We start from the raw sequence: 20,141 nt of genomic DNA, 5'->3' as shown, positions 1-20,141 counted from the left end.
AATAGTTTATCTTTAATTTTGTAAATTTTATTTGTGTGAATGTAAGTAAGGATTGCTGCACACGTAATCTTCCTTTTTCTCATAAACTTGAATACTGCCTTCCACGACAAAAATAGAATCAATGTAATCGTAGATTTTTTCAAGCTCGTGAGAAATTACAACGATTGTTGAATTTGACAATTCCTTTATTTTTTCAAAAAGTTTAAATTCAAATTCCTTATCCAGAAATGATTCCGGCTCATCAAGAAAAATAAGTTCTGGCGAAGAAATTAAGGCACGTGCAATTAATGCCCTTTGAAGCTGTCCACCAGATACTTCGTTTATTAATTTATTTTTTAAATGAAAAATATCAAATTCCTTCAAGAGTATTTCAGCACGTCTTTTTTCTTCATTGTTAAATCTTCTGAAAAGGTTATTTTTATTAGTCAATCCCGATATTACCAAGTCAAAAATGTTAATGGGAAAGGAAGTGTCAAACTCCCTTATTTGTGGTAAATACCCAATTTTGTTTTCACTTGTAAAAAATTCAATACTGCCAGAATTTTTTCTCAAAAATCCAAGCATAATTTTTACCAAAGTGGATTTTCCGCCACCATTTCTTCCCAGAATTGCAACATTTTTTCCTTTAAAAATATCTAAGTTTATATCATTCAAAATATAATCATTGTTGTATTTAAAGTTAAGATTTCGTACACTCACAAGTTTTTTATTCTGTCCGTTAGTCATCAAATTTTTATCCTTTCGTTTTTTCTCATTCTTTTTTTGAATAAAAATTTTTAATTTAAATAATCTACAAACTGTTTTAGATTTTCAAAGACATTTTCTTTGTCAACATTAAATTCAGCAACTTTTGAGTTAGGAATTTCTTTCGAAATGGCTTCAGCACTTTGTTTTGGAAATTGAGGCTGAACTAGGATTGTAGTTATATTATGTTCTTTTGCTTCATCGATGATCTCTTTTATTTGCTGTGCTGATGGCTCTTTTCCTTCCTGCTCAATTGAAATTTCTTCAATGGCATAATTTTTTAGGAAATAGTTTAATGCAGGGTGATAAATCATAAATGATTTTTTAGTTTTTGAAGCCATTTTTTGTGAAAGTTCTGCTTTTACTTGATTAAGTTCTGTGATGAAAGCATTGTAATTTTTTTCAAAAGTTTCTTTTTTTTCTGGATAAAGTTTTGACAATTCATTTTTTATATTTTCAGCAATTTTTGGCATCATATCAAGCGAGAACCATACATGCGGATCAATTCCACCGTGTCCTTCATGTTCGTGATGATGTTCGTGTTCTTCCTTTTTATCATGTTCATGTCCATGCTCATGCTCATGTTCGTGGTCGTGATCATGATCATGATCCCCTTTGATAAATAAATTTTTATCAACACCATCCAAGACATTAACAATTTTATTTTTATCGCTTAGGCTGTCAGAAATTGTTTCTTCAAATCCCAACATATTGTAAGTGAAAAATACTTTTGAATTTTCTAGAGTTTTCAAATCTGAAGGTTTTGGCTCAAATAGTTCGTGATTCATATTTGGCTGCACAATTGAAATAACTTCAAAATCATCTCCTGCAATTTTTTGAGTAAGCCATCTTAAAGGCGGTACGCTTGTTACAATTTTTTCCTTTGCTCCTGCAGTAGTTCCTTGCTCTTTTTTAGTTTCTGATTTATTTCCACAAGAAAAAATAAACAGAGCTGATAATAAAAATAATGATAATAATTTTTTCATTTTAATTCCTCCTATATGTATTTTTTGTAATAAAATAATGAATTTATTAAAAACTTTTCTAGAAAAAGATAAAAGCTTAATATTTTTAAATAATTGAAATATAATTTCATTTCCTAAACAGAGTCTAGTATAAATAATAGATTTAATCACAATCGTTGCATTTTCCTTTAAAAATCGAAAGATGCGACAATAGTGAAAAGCCTCGTTTTTTTAATTCGCTTTTTTCCTTTTCTGTTTCTTCATTTGAAAATTCTGTCACAGTTTCAATATGCTTACAAGAATCACAAATAAAAAAATTGGCATTTTCTTCCTTAAAGTAATATTTTTCATTTTCAAAGTCAAACGAAAAAATATAATTATTTTTCTCTAAAAATTCCAAAGCCCTATAAACTGTCGATAAGTCAAAATCCACTTTTGATTTTAAAAACTTGGCATTTATTGGAGTGTCTGAAGACTGTATAAGATTAAGTATTTGTTGCCTTTTCTTAGTTAATTTCATAATAACATCTCCTAATAATAAAAAACGTTTTTTATTTCACAAATTTGCAAATCATTCGCAAAATATAATTTATTATATATAAAAAAATATATTTTGTCAAATAAATTTATAACAATATTTTTTTATTGAAATAGAATCAAAATGTTTTAAAATTAATTTATTTTGACGTAAAGCAGTGATGTTGTTGAATTGTACTGGAAATTATGGTAATATATTAATTAAATAAATGTGTTGTTTAGATTTGAGGAGGAAAAATAGATGTATAAAGTATTAGTTGGAGAATATATTGATGATGAGGCAATTGCGGGACTGCAGGAAGCTAGAGATGTGAAAGTTGATGTGAAAGTTGGGATTTCACGTGAGGAAATTTTGGATATAATTGGCGAATATGACGCTCTTATTGTGAGAAGTGTTATAAAAGTAGATAAGGAACTGCTGGATAAGGCAAAAAATCTGAAAATAGTCGGACGTGCGGGAAACGGTACAGATAATATTAATATTCCTGAGGCGACTGCACATGGTGTAATTGTAGCGAATACTCCTGACAGCAATACGGTTTCGGCTTGTGAAATTGCGATTGGGCTAATGCTTGCCTCTGCGAGAAATATTGTTGCGGCAAATAATTTTATAAAAAGTGGAAAATGGGAAAGAGAAATATTTGTGGGAAGCGAGATATTTGAAAAAACATTAGGGATTATCGGACTTGGAAGAATTGGTGGACTGGTTGCTACGAGAATGAAAGCGTTTGGAATGAAGCTTGTTGCTTATGATCCGTATATTTCAGATGAGCGTTTTAAGAGATATGGCTGTGAAAAGGCTAAAACATTGGATGAGCTGCTGGAAAAAGCAGATGTGATAACTATTCATACACCTAAGACTAAAGAAACTGTGGATATGATAAACGCTGAAAATATTCACAAGTTAAAAGACGGTGTAAGGCTTGTAAATGCGGCACGTGGAGGATTATTTAACGAAGAGGCTGTGGCTGAAGGATTAAGAAGTGGGAAAATTGCGAGTTTTGGATATGATGTTCACACGGTTGAGCCACGTTCTGAATGTATTCTCTATGAATTTGAAAATGCAATTACAACGCCACATATTGGGGCGACTACTTATGAAGCACAGCGAAATGTAGGAACTCAGGTTGTAAAACAGGTACTAAATGGACTTCGTGGGGAAATAGTTGAAACGGCTGTAAATCTGCCTGCAATTGGAAGAGAAGAATTTTTAATTGTAAAACCATTTATAAATCTGGCTGAAAAATTAGGAAAAATTTATTTCCAAATTGAGAAAACTCCAATTACAAATGTTGTGCTTAATTATTACGGAGAAATTGCCGAACAGGAAACTGCACTTGTAGATTCGACAGCAATAAAAGGTATTCTGGAGCCAGTTTTAAAAGAAGAAGTTAATTATATTAACTCAAAGCCTCTTGCTGAAAAAAGAGGGATTAATATTTCAATAAATAAAAAGGAACATAAATATAAAAATTATTCTTCAGCAATAGAATTTGTAATAACAAATGAAGAAGGCAAGAAAATATATGTTGTCGGAACAATCGGAATGAATAATGAGGAAAGAATTATCAGCATAAAGAATCACGATGTAGATATGGCAATTTCTGACAATATGATTTATTTAGGAAATGAAGATGTGCCAGGAGTTATCGGAGCTGTGGGGGCAACACTTGGAAAAGAAAATATAAATATTGCCACAATGAACGTAGGTAGACGTGAAAACAGTGCAATTATGCTGCTTACAGTTGACAGTGAAGTTGGAAGAAGATCATTGAAGGAACTTAGAGCACTGAGTCAGATAAAATGGGCTTATTATTTGGATTTGACAATATAGCATTTTGTGAAAGAAAATAAAGATTATAAATTGGTATATTTTTTGTTGGTATTTTGCTGAATTTTTGATTAAGTCTTGCGACATGGTTCTTCTTGTAGAAATTATTATGATAAAATGAAAGGAATAGATATGGGTTTAAAATTTAGAATAAAAGTGCCGGGAACATCGGCTAATATTGGTGTAGGATATGATTGTCTGGGAGTTGCGTTGGATTACTTTCTGGAACTGGAAGTGGAGGAAAGCGATAAAATAGAATTTTTGGAAAATGGAGAGCCATTTTCGATTCCGATTGAAGAGAATTTGATTTTTGAAGCGATAAAATATACGGAAAAACATTTGGTAAAAAATATTCCTAGTTATAAAGTGAATATTGTGAAAAATGATATTCCAATTTCACGTGGGCTTGGAAGCAGTTCATCTGCTATTGTTGCTGGGATTATGATTGCAAATAAATTTGCTGGTGATGTGCTGGATATTAATGAGGTGGCAAAATTGGCTGTGGAAATGGAAGGACATCCTGATAATGTAGTGCCTGCAATTTTCGGAGGAATGGTGCTTACTGCACATGATAAGGAAAACCTTGTCTACAGTTCGTTACTAAATTCTGATGATTTATGTTTCTACGTAATGATCCCAGATTTTAAATTATCTACAGAAAAAGCAAGAAGTGTGTTGCCCAAAACCTACTTAGTTTCTGACGCAATAAACAATATTTCAAAGTTAGGATTGCTTGTAGATGCCTTTAACAAAGGAAAATACGACAATTTGCGTTTTCTTTTAGGCGATAAAATTCACCAGCCTTACAGATTCGCATTAATAAACGATTCAGAAAAAATCTTTGAAGCATCTAAAAAACACGGTGCATTGGGAGAATATATAAGCGGTGCAGGTCCTACATTGATTTCCTTGAATTACGACAATGATGAATTTTTGGAAAATATGAAAAAAGAACTTGCAGAATTGTTGGATAACTGGACTATTGAGAAAAAGAAGATTAATTTGAAAGGTGCGGAGGTTTATTAATTTAAAAAGGGAAGTTAATTTAAGTTAGTTAGTCAAAAAAGGGGAGAGGTTTTTTTATTTAGAGAAATAAATTTTGATAATAATTTTTTTAAAAAATTTTGAAAATTCAAAAAAATGTGGTACAATAAGTTTATAGTAAAAATTCCTACCACTACTAAAAATTAAAAAAGCAGAGAAAAACCTATTCAAAGCCAATAAAAATGCATATTAGGAGTTACGGAAAATGCCCAAAAAACAGCAAAAAATGATAAAAATCAAGTCAAAAAATGTGATTTTAATGTCTGAAAAAACTTCTGTAATACTTATTAATAAAGGGTTTTCTCAAAAGTACGGGTTAAAGTAAGTTATCCATTAAAACAAGGTTTAAAAAATAACAACTTTTTTATAAGGTTGTTTTTTTGTTTGGAAATAAAATAGGGGGTTGAAAAAAAAGCGAAAATATGTTATTATAGTTGTAGAAAATAATTTTAGGTAGAGAGTGGGTTAGCCCACTCTTTAGTTTTAGATATGAGGTGTAATTTTATGGAACAGATTTTAGATGAGTTTGAGAAGAAAATCGAACCGCATTTAAAGGGAATGAATCTGGAATTGGCAGATTTGGAATATGTGAGGGATGGGGGATATAATTATTTGAGAGTATATGTGGAGAAACTGGATGGAACTACTACACTTGATCATTGTATTGATTTTAGCCGTGAGATTGACGGGATTGCGGATGACTTGATTGAGGAGAAGTTTTTTCTGGAGGTTTCGACACCTGGGGTTGAGCGTAGATTGAGAAAGCCTAAGGATTTTGTGAGATTTTCGGGAGAGAGAATTAACGTCCAGGCTAAGAGCAATATTGAAGGGGCGAAGAAATTTATAGGAAAATTGGAAAAATTTGAGAATGATACGGTTTTTCTTTTGGATGATAAATTGGAAAAAATAGTGGAAATACCACTTTCTAAATTAAAGAAAGCAAATTTAATATATGAATTACCGAATGGCATATTAAATAGTGAGGAGGAATGATGAAAGGGCGAGATCAAAAAATATTTTTGGAAGCACTTGATGAACTTGAAAAAGAAAAGGGAATTTTAAAGGAAGAATTACTGGAAACAATAGAAACTGCATTGCTTGCGGCGTATAAAAAAAATTATGGTGAAAAGGACAATGTAAAAGTAACGATTAATAGAAACAGCGGAGATGTGAAGGTTTATTCACAAAGGCTGATTGTAGAAAATGTAGAAAATCCAGAAGAGGAAATTAGTCTGCAAGATGCAATTTCTGTTAAAAAGCGTGCTAAGTTGGGAGATATTCTGGATTTGGAAATTAATGCAGAAAGTTTTAAGAGAAATGCTATTCAGAATGCAAAACAGATTGTTGTACAAAAAGTCAGAGAGTGTGAAAAAAGAAATATCTTTAATAAATTTAAGGAAATTGAAAATTCAATTGTTTCTGCAAATGTTAGAAAAACTGATGAAAAAGGGAATCTGTATGTGGATATAAATGGACTTGAAGCAATTGTGCCAGCAAAGGAATTATCACCTGTAGACATATTCAGACAAGGAGATAGAATTAAAATTTATATTGGTGCTGTGGAAGAGTCTACGAAATTTACAAAAACTTTTGTTTCAAGAAAATCTGAAGAATTACTTCGAGGACTGCTTGAATTGGAAGTTCCTGAAATTTATGAGGAAATTATTGAAATCAGAAACATTGCAAGGGAAGCAGGAAGCCGTTCTAAAGTCGCTGTTTACTCAAATGATGAAAATCTGGACGTTAAAGGTGCATGTATTGGACGTAATGGAATGAGAATTCAAAATATCATTGATGAACTTTGCGGAGAAAAAATCGACATTGTTCTTTGGAATGAGGATATAACGGAATTTGTAAAAAATGCCTTGAATCCTGCTGAAGTACTGTCAGTGGAAATTATTGAGGAAGGCGAAGAAAATATGAAAGTTGCAAGAGTGCTTGTAGCAGAAAATCAGTTATCGCTTGCAATCGGTAAAAAAGGTCAAAATTCAAGACTTGCAGCAAGACTGTGCGGAGTGAAAATTGACATTCATACAGAGCCTACTGAAATTGATGAATTTGAAGAGTACGAAGAAGATACGGCTTTTAATGATTCATTTGAAGATGAAGTTGAGGAAAGTGCATTTGCTGGACTTCACGAGGAAGACTGAAATTTGTAAAAAAATTATAAAAGATAAGTATTGAAAAAGTATCAAACAAGGAGATGATTAGAGAGTTTGGATACATTAATAAAAGAAAAGAAAGAAAATAACAAACCTGAAAGAATGTGTATTTGCTGCAGGAAAAAAGGTAAAAAAACAGACTTTTTCAGGATAACTGAGCAAGACGGAAAATATGTTTATGATAAGGAAATGAAAATGCAGGCAAGAGGATTTTATGTCTGTAAAACGAATGAATGTATTGAAAGGCTGTCAAAACACAAGAAATATAATGTTGAAATAGAACAGCTTGTACGAATGCTTGAGGAAGTAAAAAAACAAAAGAAAAATATAATTGATATTTTAAAGCCTATGAAAAATTCTGAATATTTTGTCTTTGGAGTTGAGGAAGCAATTAACGGAATAAAGCGTGAAAAAGTAAAGCTTGTTATTATTCCAAAAGATATAAGGACAAAATACATTGAGGAGTTTAAAAAATTAACTGAAAAATTTAATTTTAAAATTGTATTTGTTGAAAAGAAAATCGAATTAATAGAGCTTTTTTCAAGAGATGTGAATGTTGTCGGTATTTTTGACAAAAAAGTAATCAAAGGAATATTAAGCAAAGTGGAGGTGATGAATGGATGAAAGTGCATGAATTAGCAAAAGAAAATGGTTTTACGGCAACTAAATTTATGGAGGAAATTAGAAAATTTGGGGTAGACAAAAAACATCATATGAATGTACTAAGTGATGAAGAAGTAAGCCTAATAAGGAAAAAACTTCAAAAAGGTATCCAAAATAATCAAAATAACAGTAAAACTGAAAATCTGAATAAAAGTGAAAATAAAACAGAGAGTACAAAAGAAAATATTGCAAAAACAGTAAGTAACCATTCAGAGAGTCAAAAAAACAGCAATGCTGAACACAATAAGATTAGTGAATCTAAAAACATTAATAAAAATTACGAAAAATCAAAACAGCCATTGGAAAAAGATATTAAACTAAATGTAGAAAAAAAATCAGATGACCGCAATAATAAAAATAATCTGAATAATACAAAAAATTTAGATAATAATAAAAATCAAAAATTTGAAAAATCAAATAAGTTTGATAAAAAAGAAAATAATAAGAAAATGGAGATGAAAGTTAATTTGAGTAGCCAAAATAATAAAGCGAATGAATTAAATAAAGAAAAGCAAAATTTTCAAAATAGAGAAAACAGAGAAAATAGTGGAAGAACTTTCCAAAATAGAGACAATCGAAATAGAGAAGACAGAAACAAGGACGGATTTAGAAAAGAAGGAAGAGATAACTTCAGAAGAGACAATCGTAACTTTAATAAAGACGGAAATAATCAAACAAGAGATAACCGTGACAACAGAGGTTTTCAAAATAGAGATAACAGAGAAAATAGGGAAAACAACGGAAGAACTTTCCAAAACAGAGATAATCGAAATAGAGAAGACAGAAATAAAGACGGATTTAGAAAAGAAGGAAGAGATAACTTCAGAAGAGACAATCGTAACTTTAATAAAGACGGAAATAATCAAACAAGAGATAATCGTGACAACAGAGGTTTCCAAAATAGAGATAGAGATAATCAAAGCACAGGAAGAAACTTTAGAGATAGACAGGATAATAGAGGATTTTCTGATAGAGGTGGATTCAATAAAGATAGAGATGACTTTAGAAGAGATAACCGAAATTTTTCTAACGCTAAAAAGGAGCCAGCCTCTGAAATTCCAGCAGCGACAGTGGCTGAAAAAGGAAAAGCTGGTGGAAAAGGAAAAGGAAAATTCGACAAGAAAAAATATGAAAAAAATAAAAGAGACAGAGAAAATCAAGAAAAGGAACTTCGTTCAGACTTTAGAAAAGATGACAAAAAGAAAAAGAAAAATAAGAAACAGGAAAAAGTTGTCAAGGATGAAATTGTCAGAATCGAAGGAGAGAGCATAGGAATGATAACAATTGGAGAAGAAATTGTTATTAAAGATTTAGCTGAAAAACTAGGAATCAATGTTTCTGATATAATCAAAAAATTCTTTATGGAAGGAAAACTTCTTACTGCGAATGCTATTTTATCATTTGAGGAAGCTGAAGAAGTGGCACTTGAATATGAAGTAATTGTAGAAAAAGAAGTAGTAGAGGAAATTAGTTACGGTGAGAAATATCAGCTTGAACAGGAAGATACAGTTGAAGAACTTGTAACAAGAGCTCCAGTTATTACGATAATGGGACACGTTGATCACGGTAAAACATCACTGTTAGATGCACTTAGACATACAAATGTAATGAGTGATGAAGCTGGAGGAATAACACAAAAAATAGGAGCTTATCAAGTAAACTGGAAAGGGCAAAGAATTACATTTATTGATACTCCAGGACATGAGGCGTTTACTGAAATGAGGGCAAGAGGAGCGAATATTACAGATATTTCAATTCTAATTGTAGCAGCTGATGATGGGGTAAAACCTCAGACTGTAGAGGCAATTTCTCATGCTAAGGAAGCGGGAGTTCCAATAATCGTTGCAATTAACAAAATTGATAAGCCAGGTGCAGATCCTATGAAGGTTAGAACTGAATTGACTGAATATGGACTGATGTCACCTGAATGGGGAGGAACTACTGAATTTGTTGAAATTTCTGCAAAACAGAAAATTAATTTGGAAGAACTTCTTGAAACAATACTAATTACAGCGGAACTTGAAGAATTAAAGGCCAATCCAAATAAACGACCTAAAGCCGTTGTAGTGGAATCAAGATTGGATCCAAAAATGGGAGCAGTTGCCGATGTACTTGTGCAGGAAGGGACACTTAAAATTGGAGATGTATTCGTAGCAGGTGAATCTCATGGTAGAGTCCGTTCAATGCTTGACGACAGAGGTAAAAAAATAAATAAAGCCATTGTCTCACAGCCGGTAGAAATTACAGGATTTAATGTTGTGCCAAATGCAGGTGATGTTTTATACGGTGTAGAAAGCGATAAGCAGGCTAAAAAAATTGTAGAAGACTTTATTAGAGAGAAAAAAGTAAACGAGCAGAATAAGAAAAAACATATTTCACTAGAAAGTTTGTCTCAAGAATTAGAAGAACAAGAATTAAAAGAATTGAAATGTATTATAAGAGCCGATTCAAAAGGATCTGTTGAAGCATTAAGGGAATCACTTGAAAAACTTAATACTGAAAAAGTTGTAATTAATATAATTCAAGGAAGTGCAGGAGCTGTAACAGAAGGGGACGTAAAACTTGCAGAAGCTTCAAATGCAATTATAATCGCATTTAACGTACGTCCAACGACACCAGCCAGAATTATTGCTGAAAAAATTGGAGTAGAAATTAGAAACTATAACGTAATTTATCACGCAACTGAGGAAATTGAAAAAGCAATGAAAGGGATGCTTGATCCAGAATATAAGGAAGTTTACTACGGAAGAATCGAAGTTAAGCAAGTATTCAAAGTATCAAATGTTGGAAATATCGCTGGAGCTATCGTTGTTGACGGAAAAGTTACAAAAGACTCGAAAATCCGTGTAATTCGTGATGGAATCATTATTTTTAACGGAGAATTAGGTTCATTGAAACGATTTAAAGACGATGTTAAGGAAGTTGTAATGGGACAAGAATGTGGAATTGGTATTCAAGACTTTAATGATATTAAGGCTGGAGATATTATCGAATCGTATATTATGGAAGAAATTCCAAGATAACAGATAGATAGGTGATAATTGTATGAATGATAGAAGAAAACGAGGGTTGGAAAAGGAAATATCAAGAATTATTGGAATGACACTTTTAACGGAGATAAAAAATGACAAAATAAAAAATCTTGTATCAATTCATAAGGTTGAACTGACAAAAGACGGACGGTATCTTGATTTAACTTTTTCAATACTGGATTTGAAAGACAATATAAATAAAGAAAAAATCGCTGAAGATTTGAATAAATTAAAAGGTTTTTTTAGGAAAAAAATTGGTTCACAGTTGTCGATAAGATTTGTTCCAGAAGTGAGAATTCATCTGGATGACAGCGTTGAATACGGAGTAAAAATTGCTTCGATATTGAATGAAATAAAAAAGGAAAATGATAATATCGAGTAACAGAAATACTGGACTGCTTTAAAAAAGCATGAGGCAGTCCTGCAACTATACAAAAAAGGAAGCGATTAATCTTGTAATGAAATGGGAATTAAAAAGCTATAACGAAGATTATTTGACATCAAAAAGTTCTGAATTTGGTGAAAGCAAGTTAATTTCAAGGCTGCTTTTAAATCGGGAAATTAATACAAAAGAAAAAGTTTCTAAATTTTTAAATTCAGATAAGAAGGACATCCATAATCCATTTTTATTTGAAAATATGGAAAGAGTTGTAGAAAGAATAAAAAAAGCTGGAAGAAATAAGGAAAAAATTGTAATTTACGGAGATTATGACGTTGACGGAATCTCTGGAGTAGCGTATCTCGTAATAATGCTACGAAAATTGGGGCTTAATGTTGATTATTATATTCCAAATCGGGTTCACGAGGGAATAGGTATAAATAAAAATCTTTTGAATTTTTTGAAAAAATGGGATGCAAAGTTGTTTATAACAGTTGATATTTCAATAAATAACTGTGAAGAGATATTGATGTTAAAAAATAGCGGTATCGACATAATTATAACAGACCATCATAGACAGATTGGGGTTCTGGAGAATAGGAAGCAAGAAAAAGAATTGGGCATTCTTACAATAAATCCAAAGACCAGCAGTACTTATCCAAATAAATCCTTGTCAGGCTCTGGAGTTGCCTTTAAACTTGCGGATGCCATTTATGAAAGATATGATGCAAATAAAAAAATACTGTACGATTATATGGATATCATAATGATTGGAACAGTTGCAGATGTTGTACCAATGACTGATGAAAACAGGTTTATAATAAAAAAAGGACTAAATAATTTAAAAAAAACCAAAATAAAAGGTTTAAAGTATATTATTAACTATTTGAAGATAAATCCTAGAAATATAACAACCAGTGATATTGGATTTTTCATTGCACCAATTTTTAATGCACTTGGAAGAATTGATAATTCAAAAATTGTTGTAAATTTCTTTATTCAGGAAGATGATTTTAAACTTTTCTCGATTATTGAGGAAATGAAGCGTGCTAATAAAATCAGACGTTATTTGGAAAATGAGATTTATAATGAACTGGAAGAAAAAATACAGCGCCTAGAACGTCCAAAATATATTTTTATGAAAAGCAGAAAATGGCATTCTGGCGTAATTGGGGTAGTTTGCTCAAGAATCTCAATAAAATACAATATTCCAGTAATTCTTATTTCAATAAAAAATGGATATGGAAAGGCATCATGCAGAAGTATCGAAGGAATAAATATTTTTGATATTTTAAAAAGTGTGTCAGACAAACTGGAGCGATTTGGAGGGCATGACTTGGCAGCAGGATTTCTTGTTTCGGAAAAGTATTTAGGTGAAATTGAAAAACATCTGCGGCAAAGACTTGCAAGAAAAAACAGGGAAAATGTACAAAAAACTTTGTATGTTGACGCATGGTTGAATATTGAATATTTAAACAAAAGAAAACTGAACGAAATAAACAGGCTGTCTCCTTTTGGGCTGGATAATCAGGAGCCAAATTTTATGGATTCAGATGTAAGTTTTCTTAATTTGACAAAATTTGGGATAAATAATCGGCACTTTAAGGGATTTATTAGAAAAAATAACCGTATTATTTCAGTAATTGGATATAATTTAGGACATAAATTGAAGGCAAATAATTTTTATAAGAAAAAATTTAAAATAGTTTATACTCCGATATTTAAGTCTGGACATTCAGATTTATTTATCGAATTGAAAATAAAGGATTTTAAATAAAAATAAATTAATTAAAAAAATTATATATAATAAAAAATTTTAGGAGGAATTAAAAAAATGGCAGTAAAAAAATTAAATGAATCTACTTATGAAGTATCAGCAGTTAGAGAAGGAGAAGAGTTAAAACACTTAAAAGAGCATGTTTTAGTACACTTTAAAGATGCAAAAGTTGATGGATTCCGTCCAGGACATGTACCTGCAAAAGTGATTGAAGAAAAATTCAAGAAAGAAATTGAAGGAGAAATATTAAACCATATTATTTCTGATGAATACAGAAAAGCAGTTGCAGAAAATGAATTAAAACCAATTGCTGATATTAAACTTGAAAAATATGAACTTAACGATGATAAAGTTGAAGTAGTATTTACAATACCTGTATTGCCTTCATTTGAATTGGGACAATATAAAGGTGTGGAAGTAGAAAAGGAAAAAGTGGAAATTACTGATGAAAAAGTAAATGAAGAAATCGAAAGATTAAGAGAAAATGCTGCAAAATTAAAAGAAGTTGCAGAAAATGAAGAAGCTAAAAACGATGATGTTGTAAATATTAACTTTGAAGGATTTATAGATGGTAAAGCATTTGATGGCGGAAAAGCTGAAGGATATGACTTGACATTAGGTTCTCACAGTTTTATCGACACTTTTGAAGATCAAATTGCAGGGCACAAAAAAGGTGATGAATTTGACGTAAATGTTACATTCCCTGAAGAATATCATGCTGAAAGCCTAAAAGGAAAACCAGCTTTATTCAAAGTAAAAGTAAATTCCATTAAGAGAAAAGAAGAAGCTGAATTAAATGATGATTTGGCAAAAGAATTAGGATTTGACTCTGTTGAAGATATGACAGCTAAAACTAGAGAAAATATTACAAAAAGAGAAGAAGCAAGAGCTGAAAACGAATTTAAGAACAAAGTTATTGACGCTGTAGTAAGTGGAACAGAAGTTGAAGTTCCAGAAGCATTAGTTCAAAGAGAAATTGACTATCAAATCAACAGATTTGCACAACAATTGCAAATGCAAGGAATTAATCTTAACCAATACTTCCAAATGACTGGACAAACAATGGAAGCAATGAGAGAAAGTTCAAAAGAAAATGCTGAAAAATCAGTAAAAACAGAATTAGTGCTAGCTGAAATTGCAAAAGCTGAATCAATCAAAGCAACTGATGAAGAAGTATCAAAAGAAATTGAAACATTGGCTGCAATGTATGGACTTGAAAAAGATGCATTAATCGCTGATGTAAGAAAAAACGGAAACTACGAAAGATTCATTGATGAAACAAACTATAGATTAGTAAATCAAAAAACAATTGATTTGTTAGTAAAAGAAGCAAAAGTTAAATAGTAATTTTGAGAAAATTGTTAAATAAAAAGAATATTTTGATTTTAGAAGAATTTTGTGATAAAATAGTTTATTGCGGAATTCTTTTTCTCTATATTTAAACTGCAAAATTTTAAAACAATTTTACTGTAATTTTGTAATAATGAGAAAAATAAAAAATGAAAGAAAAATTGACAGAAAGAGGAGGAAATAATATGTCAGCATATAGTCCAGTAGTTATTGAAAATGATGGGCGTGGGGAAAGAAGTTATGATATTTATTCTAGACTTTTAAAGGATAGAATAATTTTTGTAAGTGGAGAAGTTGAAGATGGAATGGCAAATGCGATTGTCGCTCAATTATTATTTTTAGATGCACAGGATAATGAAAAAGATATAGTTATGTATATAAATAGTCCAGGAGGAGTAATTACCGCCGGGCTTGCGATTTACGACACAATGCGGCACATAAAAAGTGATGTTTCTACAGTATGTGTAGGGCAGGCAGCAAGTATGGGAGCAGTGTTATTGGCGGCTGGAACAAAAGGTAAAAGGTACTCGTTGCCAAACTCAAGAATCATGATTCACCAGCCACTAGGCGGAGCAAGAGGTCAAGCAACAGACATTCAGATTCAGGCAAAAGAAATTGAAAGAATGAAGGAAATTACAAGCAAAATTTTATCAGAAGCAACTGGAAAATCAGTAGAAGAAATCTATGCAGATACTGAAAGAGACAACTTTATGTCACCAGAAGAAGCTGTAAATTACGGATTAATTGATAAGATATTGTAATTATTTGCAAAAAGAACTATGGGTGAATAATTTACTAAAAATGATTTTAATTATAAGTGTTTTAATTTACTTAATTAATAATAATTTTTATGTATTATTTCTAGTTCATTTTAAGCAAGGGTATCAGACGCCATACCCTTGCATCCCCGCTTTATGCAAAACTTTCTTATAAAAGAAAAAGAAAACTCGCTTTTGAATTTGCTATAAATGAATGTATATGATTTAAAAATTTTTACAAAAGCTTAAACAGTTCTTTTTCTTTTAACGAAATTTTGCTTGTTATAACGAAATAATAGATTTTTTTATTAAATATAGGTAAAAGTATAAATTTTAAAGAAAAAATGAGGTGAAAAATATTGGCAAATAAGAAAAAAAATTACTGTTCATTCTGTGGCAGGGAAGAGCATGAAGTGGAACGGTTAATACAGAGTCCTGAAGAGGATGATGTGTTTATCTGTAATGAATGTATAGAAGACAGTGCGGAATTGCTAGATAGTTTTAGGGAATATGACGAAAATGAGCATAACAGGGAAATCACGCTGTTAAAACCGAAAGAAATAAAGGCAAAACTTGATGAATATATTATCGGACAGGAACAGCCTAAAAAGGTGTTGTCTGTGGCGGTTTATAATCATTTTAAGAGAATAATGCACAAACAGAAAAATGTAGATAATGATGTGGAGCTTCAAAAATCAAATGTACTGCTAGTAGGGCCTACTGGAAGTGGAAAAACCTTGCTTGCACAGACACTGGCGAAAACATTGAATGTGCCTTTGGCGATTGCAGATGCAACGACATTGACGGAAGCTGGATATGTTGGGGATGATGTCGAAAATGTACTTTTAAAACTGATAAAAGCGGCTGATTACGATATTGAAGCAGCAGAGCATGGAATAATTTATATTGATGAAATTGATAAAATCGCTAGAAAATCGGAAAATATGTCAATTACAAGGGATGTTTCTGGAGAAGGAGTTCAGCAGGCGTTACTTAAGATTATTGAAGGGACTGTTGCGAGCGTGCCTCCACAAGGTGGAAGAAAGCATCCAAATCAAGAAATGATTGAAATTAATACAAAGGATATTCTATTTATCGTTGGTGGAGCATTTGAAGGCTTGGAAGCGAAGGTTAAGGATAGAGTTAATGAAAAAAGAGTTGGATTCGGACTGGAAACAAATAATACAAAACTGGATGATTTGACATTGTTTGAAAATGTATTGCCTGAAGATTTAATAAAATTTGGTCTGATTCCTGAATTAATTGGGCGGTTACCAGTAATCACAGCACTTCATGGACTTGATGAAGAAGCCATGATTAAGATATTGACAGAGCCTAAAAATTCACTTGTTAAGCAATATAAAAAATATTTTGAGATGGAAAATGTCGATTTAGAATTTGAAAAGGATGCGATTACAGAAATTGCACAGCTGGCACTTAAAAGAAAAATTGGAGCGAGAGGGCTTCGTTCAATTATTGAGAGCGTTATGACTGATTTGATGTACGAAATTCCATCAAAAAACAATGTTAAGAAAGTAATAATTACTAAAGAAGCAGTTACAGATAAAGAGAAGGTAATTGTTGAATAATTAAAACAAAGTATGAAAGGGGAAATTATGCAAAATAAACCATTTATAGCTACAAGAGAATTAGTTGTCTTTCCAGGTGTTGTAACTCCGATTTTTATTGGTAGACAATCAAGCTTGAAAAGTCTTGAAGAAGCAATAGCAAGATTTGACAGTAAACTAATTCTTTCAGCACAAAAAGATGCAAATGTAGAAGAGCCAAAATTTCCAGAAGATGTGTATGAAACAGGAGTACTGGTTCATGTAATACAGACTGTAAAAATGCCAAATGGAAATGTAAAAGTTCTGGTTGAGGCAAAACATAGGGTTTTAATCAATCAATTTCCAAAAGATGATAAAGGTGTTGTTTATGCTGAATATGAAGAAATTTTTTCAAAACCAATTGATGAAAGTAAAGCTGAAGCACTAAAACGTAGGGTTATTGATGAATTTTCAAATTATGCACAAAAAACTAATAAAGTACTGCCTGATATTATTTACAATATAAAAGAAATAAGTAATATTGACAAGGTTTTTGATTTAATTTGCACGAACTTAATGGTTGCAGTTGAAACGAAACAGGAGTTACTTGAAACACTTGATGTTGAAGCAAGAGCGTATAAAATTTTGGGTATTCTTGAGAGAGAAATTGAAATTTTTATGCTTGAGCGTGAAATTGAAAATCGTGTAAAGGAACAGATGGCAGAAGTTCAGAAAAACTATTATTTACGTGAAAAAATTAAGGTAATGCGTGAAGAAATGGGTGAAGGAACTGATTCTGACGAGGAACTGGAGGAACTTGACCAAAGAGTTAGAGATGCGAAAATTCCTCAGGAACTAAAGGATAAGCTAGTAAAAGAGCTTTCAAGAATGAAGAAAATGCCAGACTTTTCTGCAGAATCTTCAGTAATAAGAACATATCTTGAGACTGTACTTGAATTGCCGTGGGAAGTTTCTTCAAATGATGAAATTGACATTGAAAAAGCTGAAAAAGTTCTAAATGAGGATCATTACGGACTGGAAGAAGTTAAAGAAAGAATATTAGAATTCTTGGCAATAAAAAAATTAAACAATACATTGAAAGGTTCAATTATCTGTCTTGTAGGACCTCCAGGTGTAGGGAAAACATCACTTGCACATTCGGTAGCACGTTCAATGAACAGAAAATTCACAAGAATCTCACTTGGTGGAGTAAGAGATGAAGCTGAAATTCGTGGACATAGAAGAACTTATGTAGGAGCAATGCCAGGAAGAATTATAAATTCTTTAAAACAAGTTGGTGTAAATAATCCAGTAATGCTATTTGATGAAATTGATAAAATGGCTTCTGATTTTAGAGGAGATCCCGCTTCAGCAATGCTGGAAGTTTTAGATCCTGCACAAAACAACTCATTTGAAGATCATTATATTGACCATACTTTTGACTTGTCAAACGTATTTTTCATTTGTACAGCAAATGATTTGGGCGGAATTCCAGGACCGCTTCGTGACAGAATGGAGATTATTTCAATTGAATCATACACAGAATTTGAAAAATTAAATATTGCAAAAAGATATTTAATACCTCAAACACAAGAAGAAAACGGATTAAAGGAATTCAAAATTTCATTTTCTGATAAAGCAGTTATGAAAATTATAAATGAATACACAAGAGAAGCTGGAGTGAGAAATTTACGAAGAGAAATTGGTAAATTATTCAGAAAAATAGCAAAAGAAATACTTGTATCAAAATCTAAGAGCAAAAAAATCTCTGTTTCTGAAACAAAAATCAAGAAATATTTAGGAAATGCAAAATTTAGAGCAGATAAAGTCAAGGAAAAAGAAGGTAAAATTGGTGTTGTCAATGGACTTGCATGGACAGCAGTCGGAGGTACAACTCTAGAAGTGCAGGCAGTAAAAATGGAAGGAAAAGGCGTACTGCAGCTTACAGGAAAACTAGGAGATGTAATGCAGGAATCAGCTAGAGTGGCTTATTCTTACGTACGGCATATAAAAAATGAACTTGGAATCAAGGAAAAATTTAACGAAACAACAGATGTTCATTTACATTTTCCAGAAGGAGCAGTGCCGAAAGACGGGCCATCAGCAGGTATTACAATTACAACAGCGATAATTTCAGTATTGACTGATAAGGAAGTTAGGCAGGATGTGGCAATGACTGGAGAGATTACGATTACTGGAGAGGTTCTGGCAGTTGGCGGAATCAAGGAAAAGGTAATTGGGGCTCACAGGGTTGGTATAAGAGATGTTGTGCTTCCTTATGACAATAAAGTTGATACGGAGGAATTGCCAAAGGAAATTGCAGACCAGATGAAATTCTATTTTGCGAAAACTTATGATGATGTTAAAAAGATTGTTTTTGTGGATAAGAAAAATAAAGAAGCAAAGAAAAGCAAGGCTGTGAAAAAATAAATATATTGATTTAAATATTGGGAAATTCTATTTTATAGAGTTTTCCATTTTATTTTGAGAAAATAATAAAAGAGAAAGAAATATGAAATTATTTTATCCTAAATTTGAACAAAAGAAAAAAAGGAGTAATATCTCGTTAAGATATAACTCCTTATTCCAAAGTTTCTTAATTTTTCAAAATCTATTTGATTTTATAATTACTTGTTATACAAGAATTTATGTAAAGAATATATTTATTTATAAGAAATTAATTCACAGTTTAACTAAATGGATTAATTGCCCATCTAAATGTCTTGTTGTAATAATTACTGTCTAAACTAGAAACTGTTACTCTTCTACTTCCAGAAGAAGCGTGAATAAATTGTCTATTACCCATATAAATACCTACATGAGAAATACGACCTTTTCCAGTTGTTTCAAAAAATACCAAATCGCCTTTCGTCATATTCATTGATGAAATTCTTGGTTTAAATGTTGCTTGTGAACTTGAAACTCTAGGCAAGTTTACATCAGCAGCTTTTTTGAATACATAACCAACGAAGCCAGAACAATCAAAACTGTTAGGACCAGTTGCTCCCCAAACGTACGGTGAACCTAATTTTGTTTGTGCAAAAGAGATAATTTGATCTCTTACTGCTGTAGAAGAACTTCCACTACTTTTCACCTCTTGTTTTGGTTTTGATACAACAGATAAATCTATAGTTTTATTACTATAATGATTTTTGATTGTATTTTGTAAATCTGCAAATGATAAAGCAGATATAACTAAAGCTCCTGCTAGCATCAATATTTTTTTCATTAGAACCTCCAATCTACCTTTGAACTTTGGTAAATATATTATAGCAACATTGTCTTTTATTTTAGTTTTTAAAAAATTAATTTTAGATTAATTAAATGATAGTATAACTTATAAAATTGTTTG

At 31.4% G+C, this 20,141-nt stretch carries 16 protein-coding genes; 12 read left to right on the top strand and 4 right to left on the bottom strand.

Translation table 11 applies throughout. The features are described 5' to 3' along the window. Positions 1–27: 27 nt before the first annotated feature. The 3 genes from BQ5344_RS08870 to BQ5344_RS08860 form a co-directional block, all read right to left on the bottom strand. The gene (locus BQ5344_RS08870) at positions 28–726 is read right to left on the bottom strand and encodes a metal ABC transporter ATP-binding protein (RefSeq protein WP_071125024.1); all 699 of its coding nucleotides are present in this window, start codon (positions 724–726) and stop codon (positions 28–30) included. 50 nt (positions 727–776) lie between these two features. Continuing rightward, a complete protein-coding gene (locus tag BQ5344_RS08865) occupies positions 777–1,730 on the bottom strand; it encodes a metal ABC transporter substrate-binding protein (RefSeq protein ID WP_071125023.1) in 954 nt (317 codons plus the stop codon). 142 nt (positions 1,731–1,872) lie between these two features. Continuing rightward, complete coding sequence (locus tag BQ5344_RS08860; RefSeq protein WP_071125022.1) at positions 1,873–2,229, bottom strand: Fur family transcriptional regulator; 357 nt, start codon at positions 2,227–2,229, stop codon at positions 1,873–1,875. Between the two features lie 258 nt (positions 2,230–2,487). Here BQ5344_RS08860 and serA point away from each other — a divergent pair, with 258 nt between their 5' ends. From serA to lon, 12 genes are all read left to right on the top strand, one after another. After that, a complete protein-coding gene (gene serA / locus BQ5344_RS08855) occupies positions 2,488–4,080 on the top strand; it encodes a phosphoglycerate dehydrogenase (RefSeq protein WP_071125021.1) in 1,593 nt (530 codons plus the stop codon). A 129-nt stretch (positions 4,081–4,209) separates the two neighbouring features. Then, entirely contained in the window at positions 4,210–5,103 is an 894-nt protein-coding gene (gene thrB, locus BQ5344_RS08850) for a homoserine kinase (protein WP_071125020.1), read from the top strand. 522 nt (positions 5,104–5,625) lie between these two features. Next, positions 5,626–6,114, top strand: coding sequence for a ribosome maturation factor RimP (locus tag BQ5344_RS08845; protein WP_071125019.1), 489 nt, complete (start codon positions 5,626–5,628; stop codon positions 6,112–6,114). After that, the gene (gene nusA / locus BQ5344_RS08840; RefSeq protein ID WP_071125018.1) at positions 6,114–7,271 is read left to right on the top strand and encodes a transcription termination factor NusA; all 1,158 of its coding nucleotides are present in this window, start codon (positions 6,114–6,116) and stop codon (positions 7,269–7,271) included. The genes BQ5344_RS08845 and nusA overlap by 1 nt, the downstream gene beginning before the upstream one ends. A gap of 66 nt (positions 7,272–7,337) precedes the next feature. Beyond that, a complete protein-coding gene (locus tag BQ5344_RS08835; RefSeq protein WP_071125017.1) occupies positions 7,338–7,907 on the top strand; it encodes a DUF448 domain-containing protein in 570 nt (189 codons plus the stop codon). Beyond that, a complete protein-coding gene (gene infB / locus BQ5344_RS08830; protein WP_071125016.1) occupies positions 7,904–10,969 on the top strand; it encodes a translation initiation factor IF-2 in 3,066 nt (1,021 codons plus the stop codon). Before BQ5344_RS08835 ends, infB begins: the two co-directional genes overlap by 4 nt. A 22-nt stretch (positions 10,970–10,991) precedes the next feature. After that, positions 10,992–11,360 carry a 30S ribosome-binding factor RbfA gene (gene rbfA / locus BQ5344_RS08825; protein WP_021769169.1) on the top strand — a complete coding sequence of 123 codons (369 nt, stop codon included), beginning with the start codon at positions 10,992–10,994 and terminating at the stop codon, positions 11,358–11,360. Between the two features lie 76 nt (positions 11,361–11,436). Then, positions 11,437–13,134 (top strand): single-stranded-DNA-specific exonuclease RecJ, encoded by a 1,698-nt coding sequence (gene recJ, locus BQ5344_RS08820; protein ID WP_083378234.1) that lies wholly within the window; start codon positions 11,437–11,439, stop codon positions 13,132–13,134. Between the two features lie 57 nt (positions 13,135–13,191). Beyond that, positions 13,192–14,478, top strand: a complete 1,287-nt coding sequence (tig, locus tag BQ5344_RS08815) for a trigger factor (protein ID WP_071125015.1) — start codon at positions 13,192–13,194, stop codon at positions 14,476–14,478. A 191-nt stretch (positions 14,479–14,669) separates the two neighbouring features. After that, the gene (gene clpP / locus BQ5344_RS08810) at positions 14,670–15,245 is read left to right on the top strand and encodes an ATP-dependent Clp endopeptidase proteolytic subunit ClpP (protein WP_036070820.1); all 576 of its coding nucleotides are present in this window, start codon (positions 14,670–14,672) and stop codon (positions 15,243–15,245) included. Positions 15,246–15,601: 356 nt separating this feature from the next. After that, a complete protein-coding gene (gene clpX / locus BQ5344_RS08805; RefSeq protein ID WP_021769173.1) occupies positions 15,602–16,831 on the top strand; it encodes an ATP-dependent Clp protease ATP-binding subunit ClpX in 1,230 nt (409 codons plus the stop codon). 27 nt (positions 16,832–16,858) lie between these two features. Further along, positions 16,859–19,219 (top strand): endopeptidase La, encoded by a 2,361-nt coding sequence (gene lon, locus BQ5344_RS08800; RefSeq protein WP_071125014.1) that lies wholly within the window; start codon positions 16,859–16,861, stop codon positions 19,217–19,219. A 259-nt stretch (positions 19,220–19,478) separates the two neighbouring features. On the opposite strand, the gene BQ5344_RS08795 is transcribed toward lon, so the two are convergent. After that, a complete protein-coding gene (locus BQ5344_RS08795; RefSeq protein WP_021769175.1) occupies positions 19,479–20,018 on the bottom strand; it encodes a C40 family peptidase in 540 nt (179 codons plus the stop codon). Positions 20,019–20,141: the final 123 nt, after the last annotated feature.

The sequence above is a fragment of the Leptotrichia massiliensis genome (assembly GCF_900104625.1).
GTDB classification, from domain to species: Bacteria; Fusobacteriota; Fusobacteriia; order Fusobacteriales; family Leptotrichiaceae; genus Leptotrichia; species Leptotrichia massiliensis.
The sequence above is the reverse complement of the archived record's forward strand: the minus strand, read 5'-3'. Positions and strand labels throughout refer to the sequence as shown.

Coding starts and splice junctions, on each gene's coding strand:
- BQ5344_RS08870 (WP_071125024.1), bottom strand. CDS start 726: ATGACTAACGGACAGAATAAAAAACTTGTGAGTGTACGAAATCTTAAC.
- BQ5344_RS08865 (WP_071125023.1), bottom strand. CDS start 1,730: ATGAAAAAATTATTATCATTATTTTTATTATCAGCTCTGTTTATTTTT.
- BQ5344_RS08860 (WP_071125022.1), bottom strand. CDS start 2,229: ATGAAATTAACTAAGAAAAGGCAACAAATACTTAATCTTATACAGTCT.
- serA (WP_071125021.1), top strand. CDS start 2,488: ATGTATAAAGTATTAGTTGGAGAATATATTGATGATGAGGCAATTGCG.
- thrB (WP_071125020.1), top strand. CDS start 4,210: ATGGGTTTAAAATTTAGAATAAAAGTGCCGGGAACATCGGCTAATATT.
- BQ5344_RS08845 (WP_071125019.1), top strand. CDS start 5,626: ATGGAACAGATTTTAGATGAGTTTGAGAAGAAAATCGAACCGCATTTA.
- nusA (WP_071125018.1), top strand. CDS start 6,114: ATGAAAGGGCGAGATCAAAAAATATTTTTGGAAGCACTTGATGAACTT.
- infB (WP_071125016.1), top strand. CDS start 7,904: ATGAAAGTGCATGAATTAGCAAAAGAAAATGGTTTTACGGCAACTAAA.
- rbfA (WP_021769169.1), top strand. CDS start 10,992: ATGAATGATAGAAGAAAACGAGGGTTGGAAAAGGAAATATCAAGAATT.
- recJ (WP_083378234.1), top strand. CDS start 11,437: ATGAAATGGGAATTAAAAAGCTATAACGAAGATTATTTGACATCAAAA.
- tig (WP_071125015.1), top strand. CDS start 13,192: ATGGCAGTAAAAAAATTAAATGAATCTACTTATGAAGTATCAGCAGTT.
- clpP (WP_036070820.1), top strand. CDS start 14,670: ATGTCAGCATATAGTCCAGTAGTTATTGAAAATGATGGGCGTGGGGAA.
- lon (WP_071125014.1), top strand. CDS start 16,859: ATGCAAAATAAACCATTTATAGCTACAAGAGAATTAGTTGTCTTTCCA.
- BQ5344_RS08795 (WP_021769175.1), bottom strand. CDS start 20,018: ATGAAAAAAATATTGATGCTAGCAGGAGCTTTAGTTATATCTGCTTTA.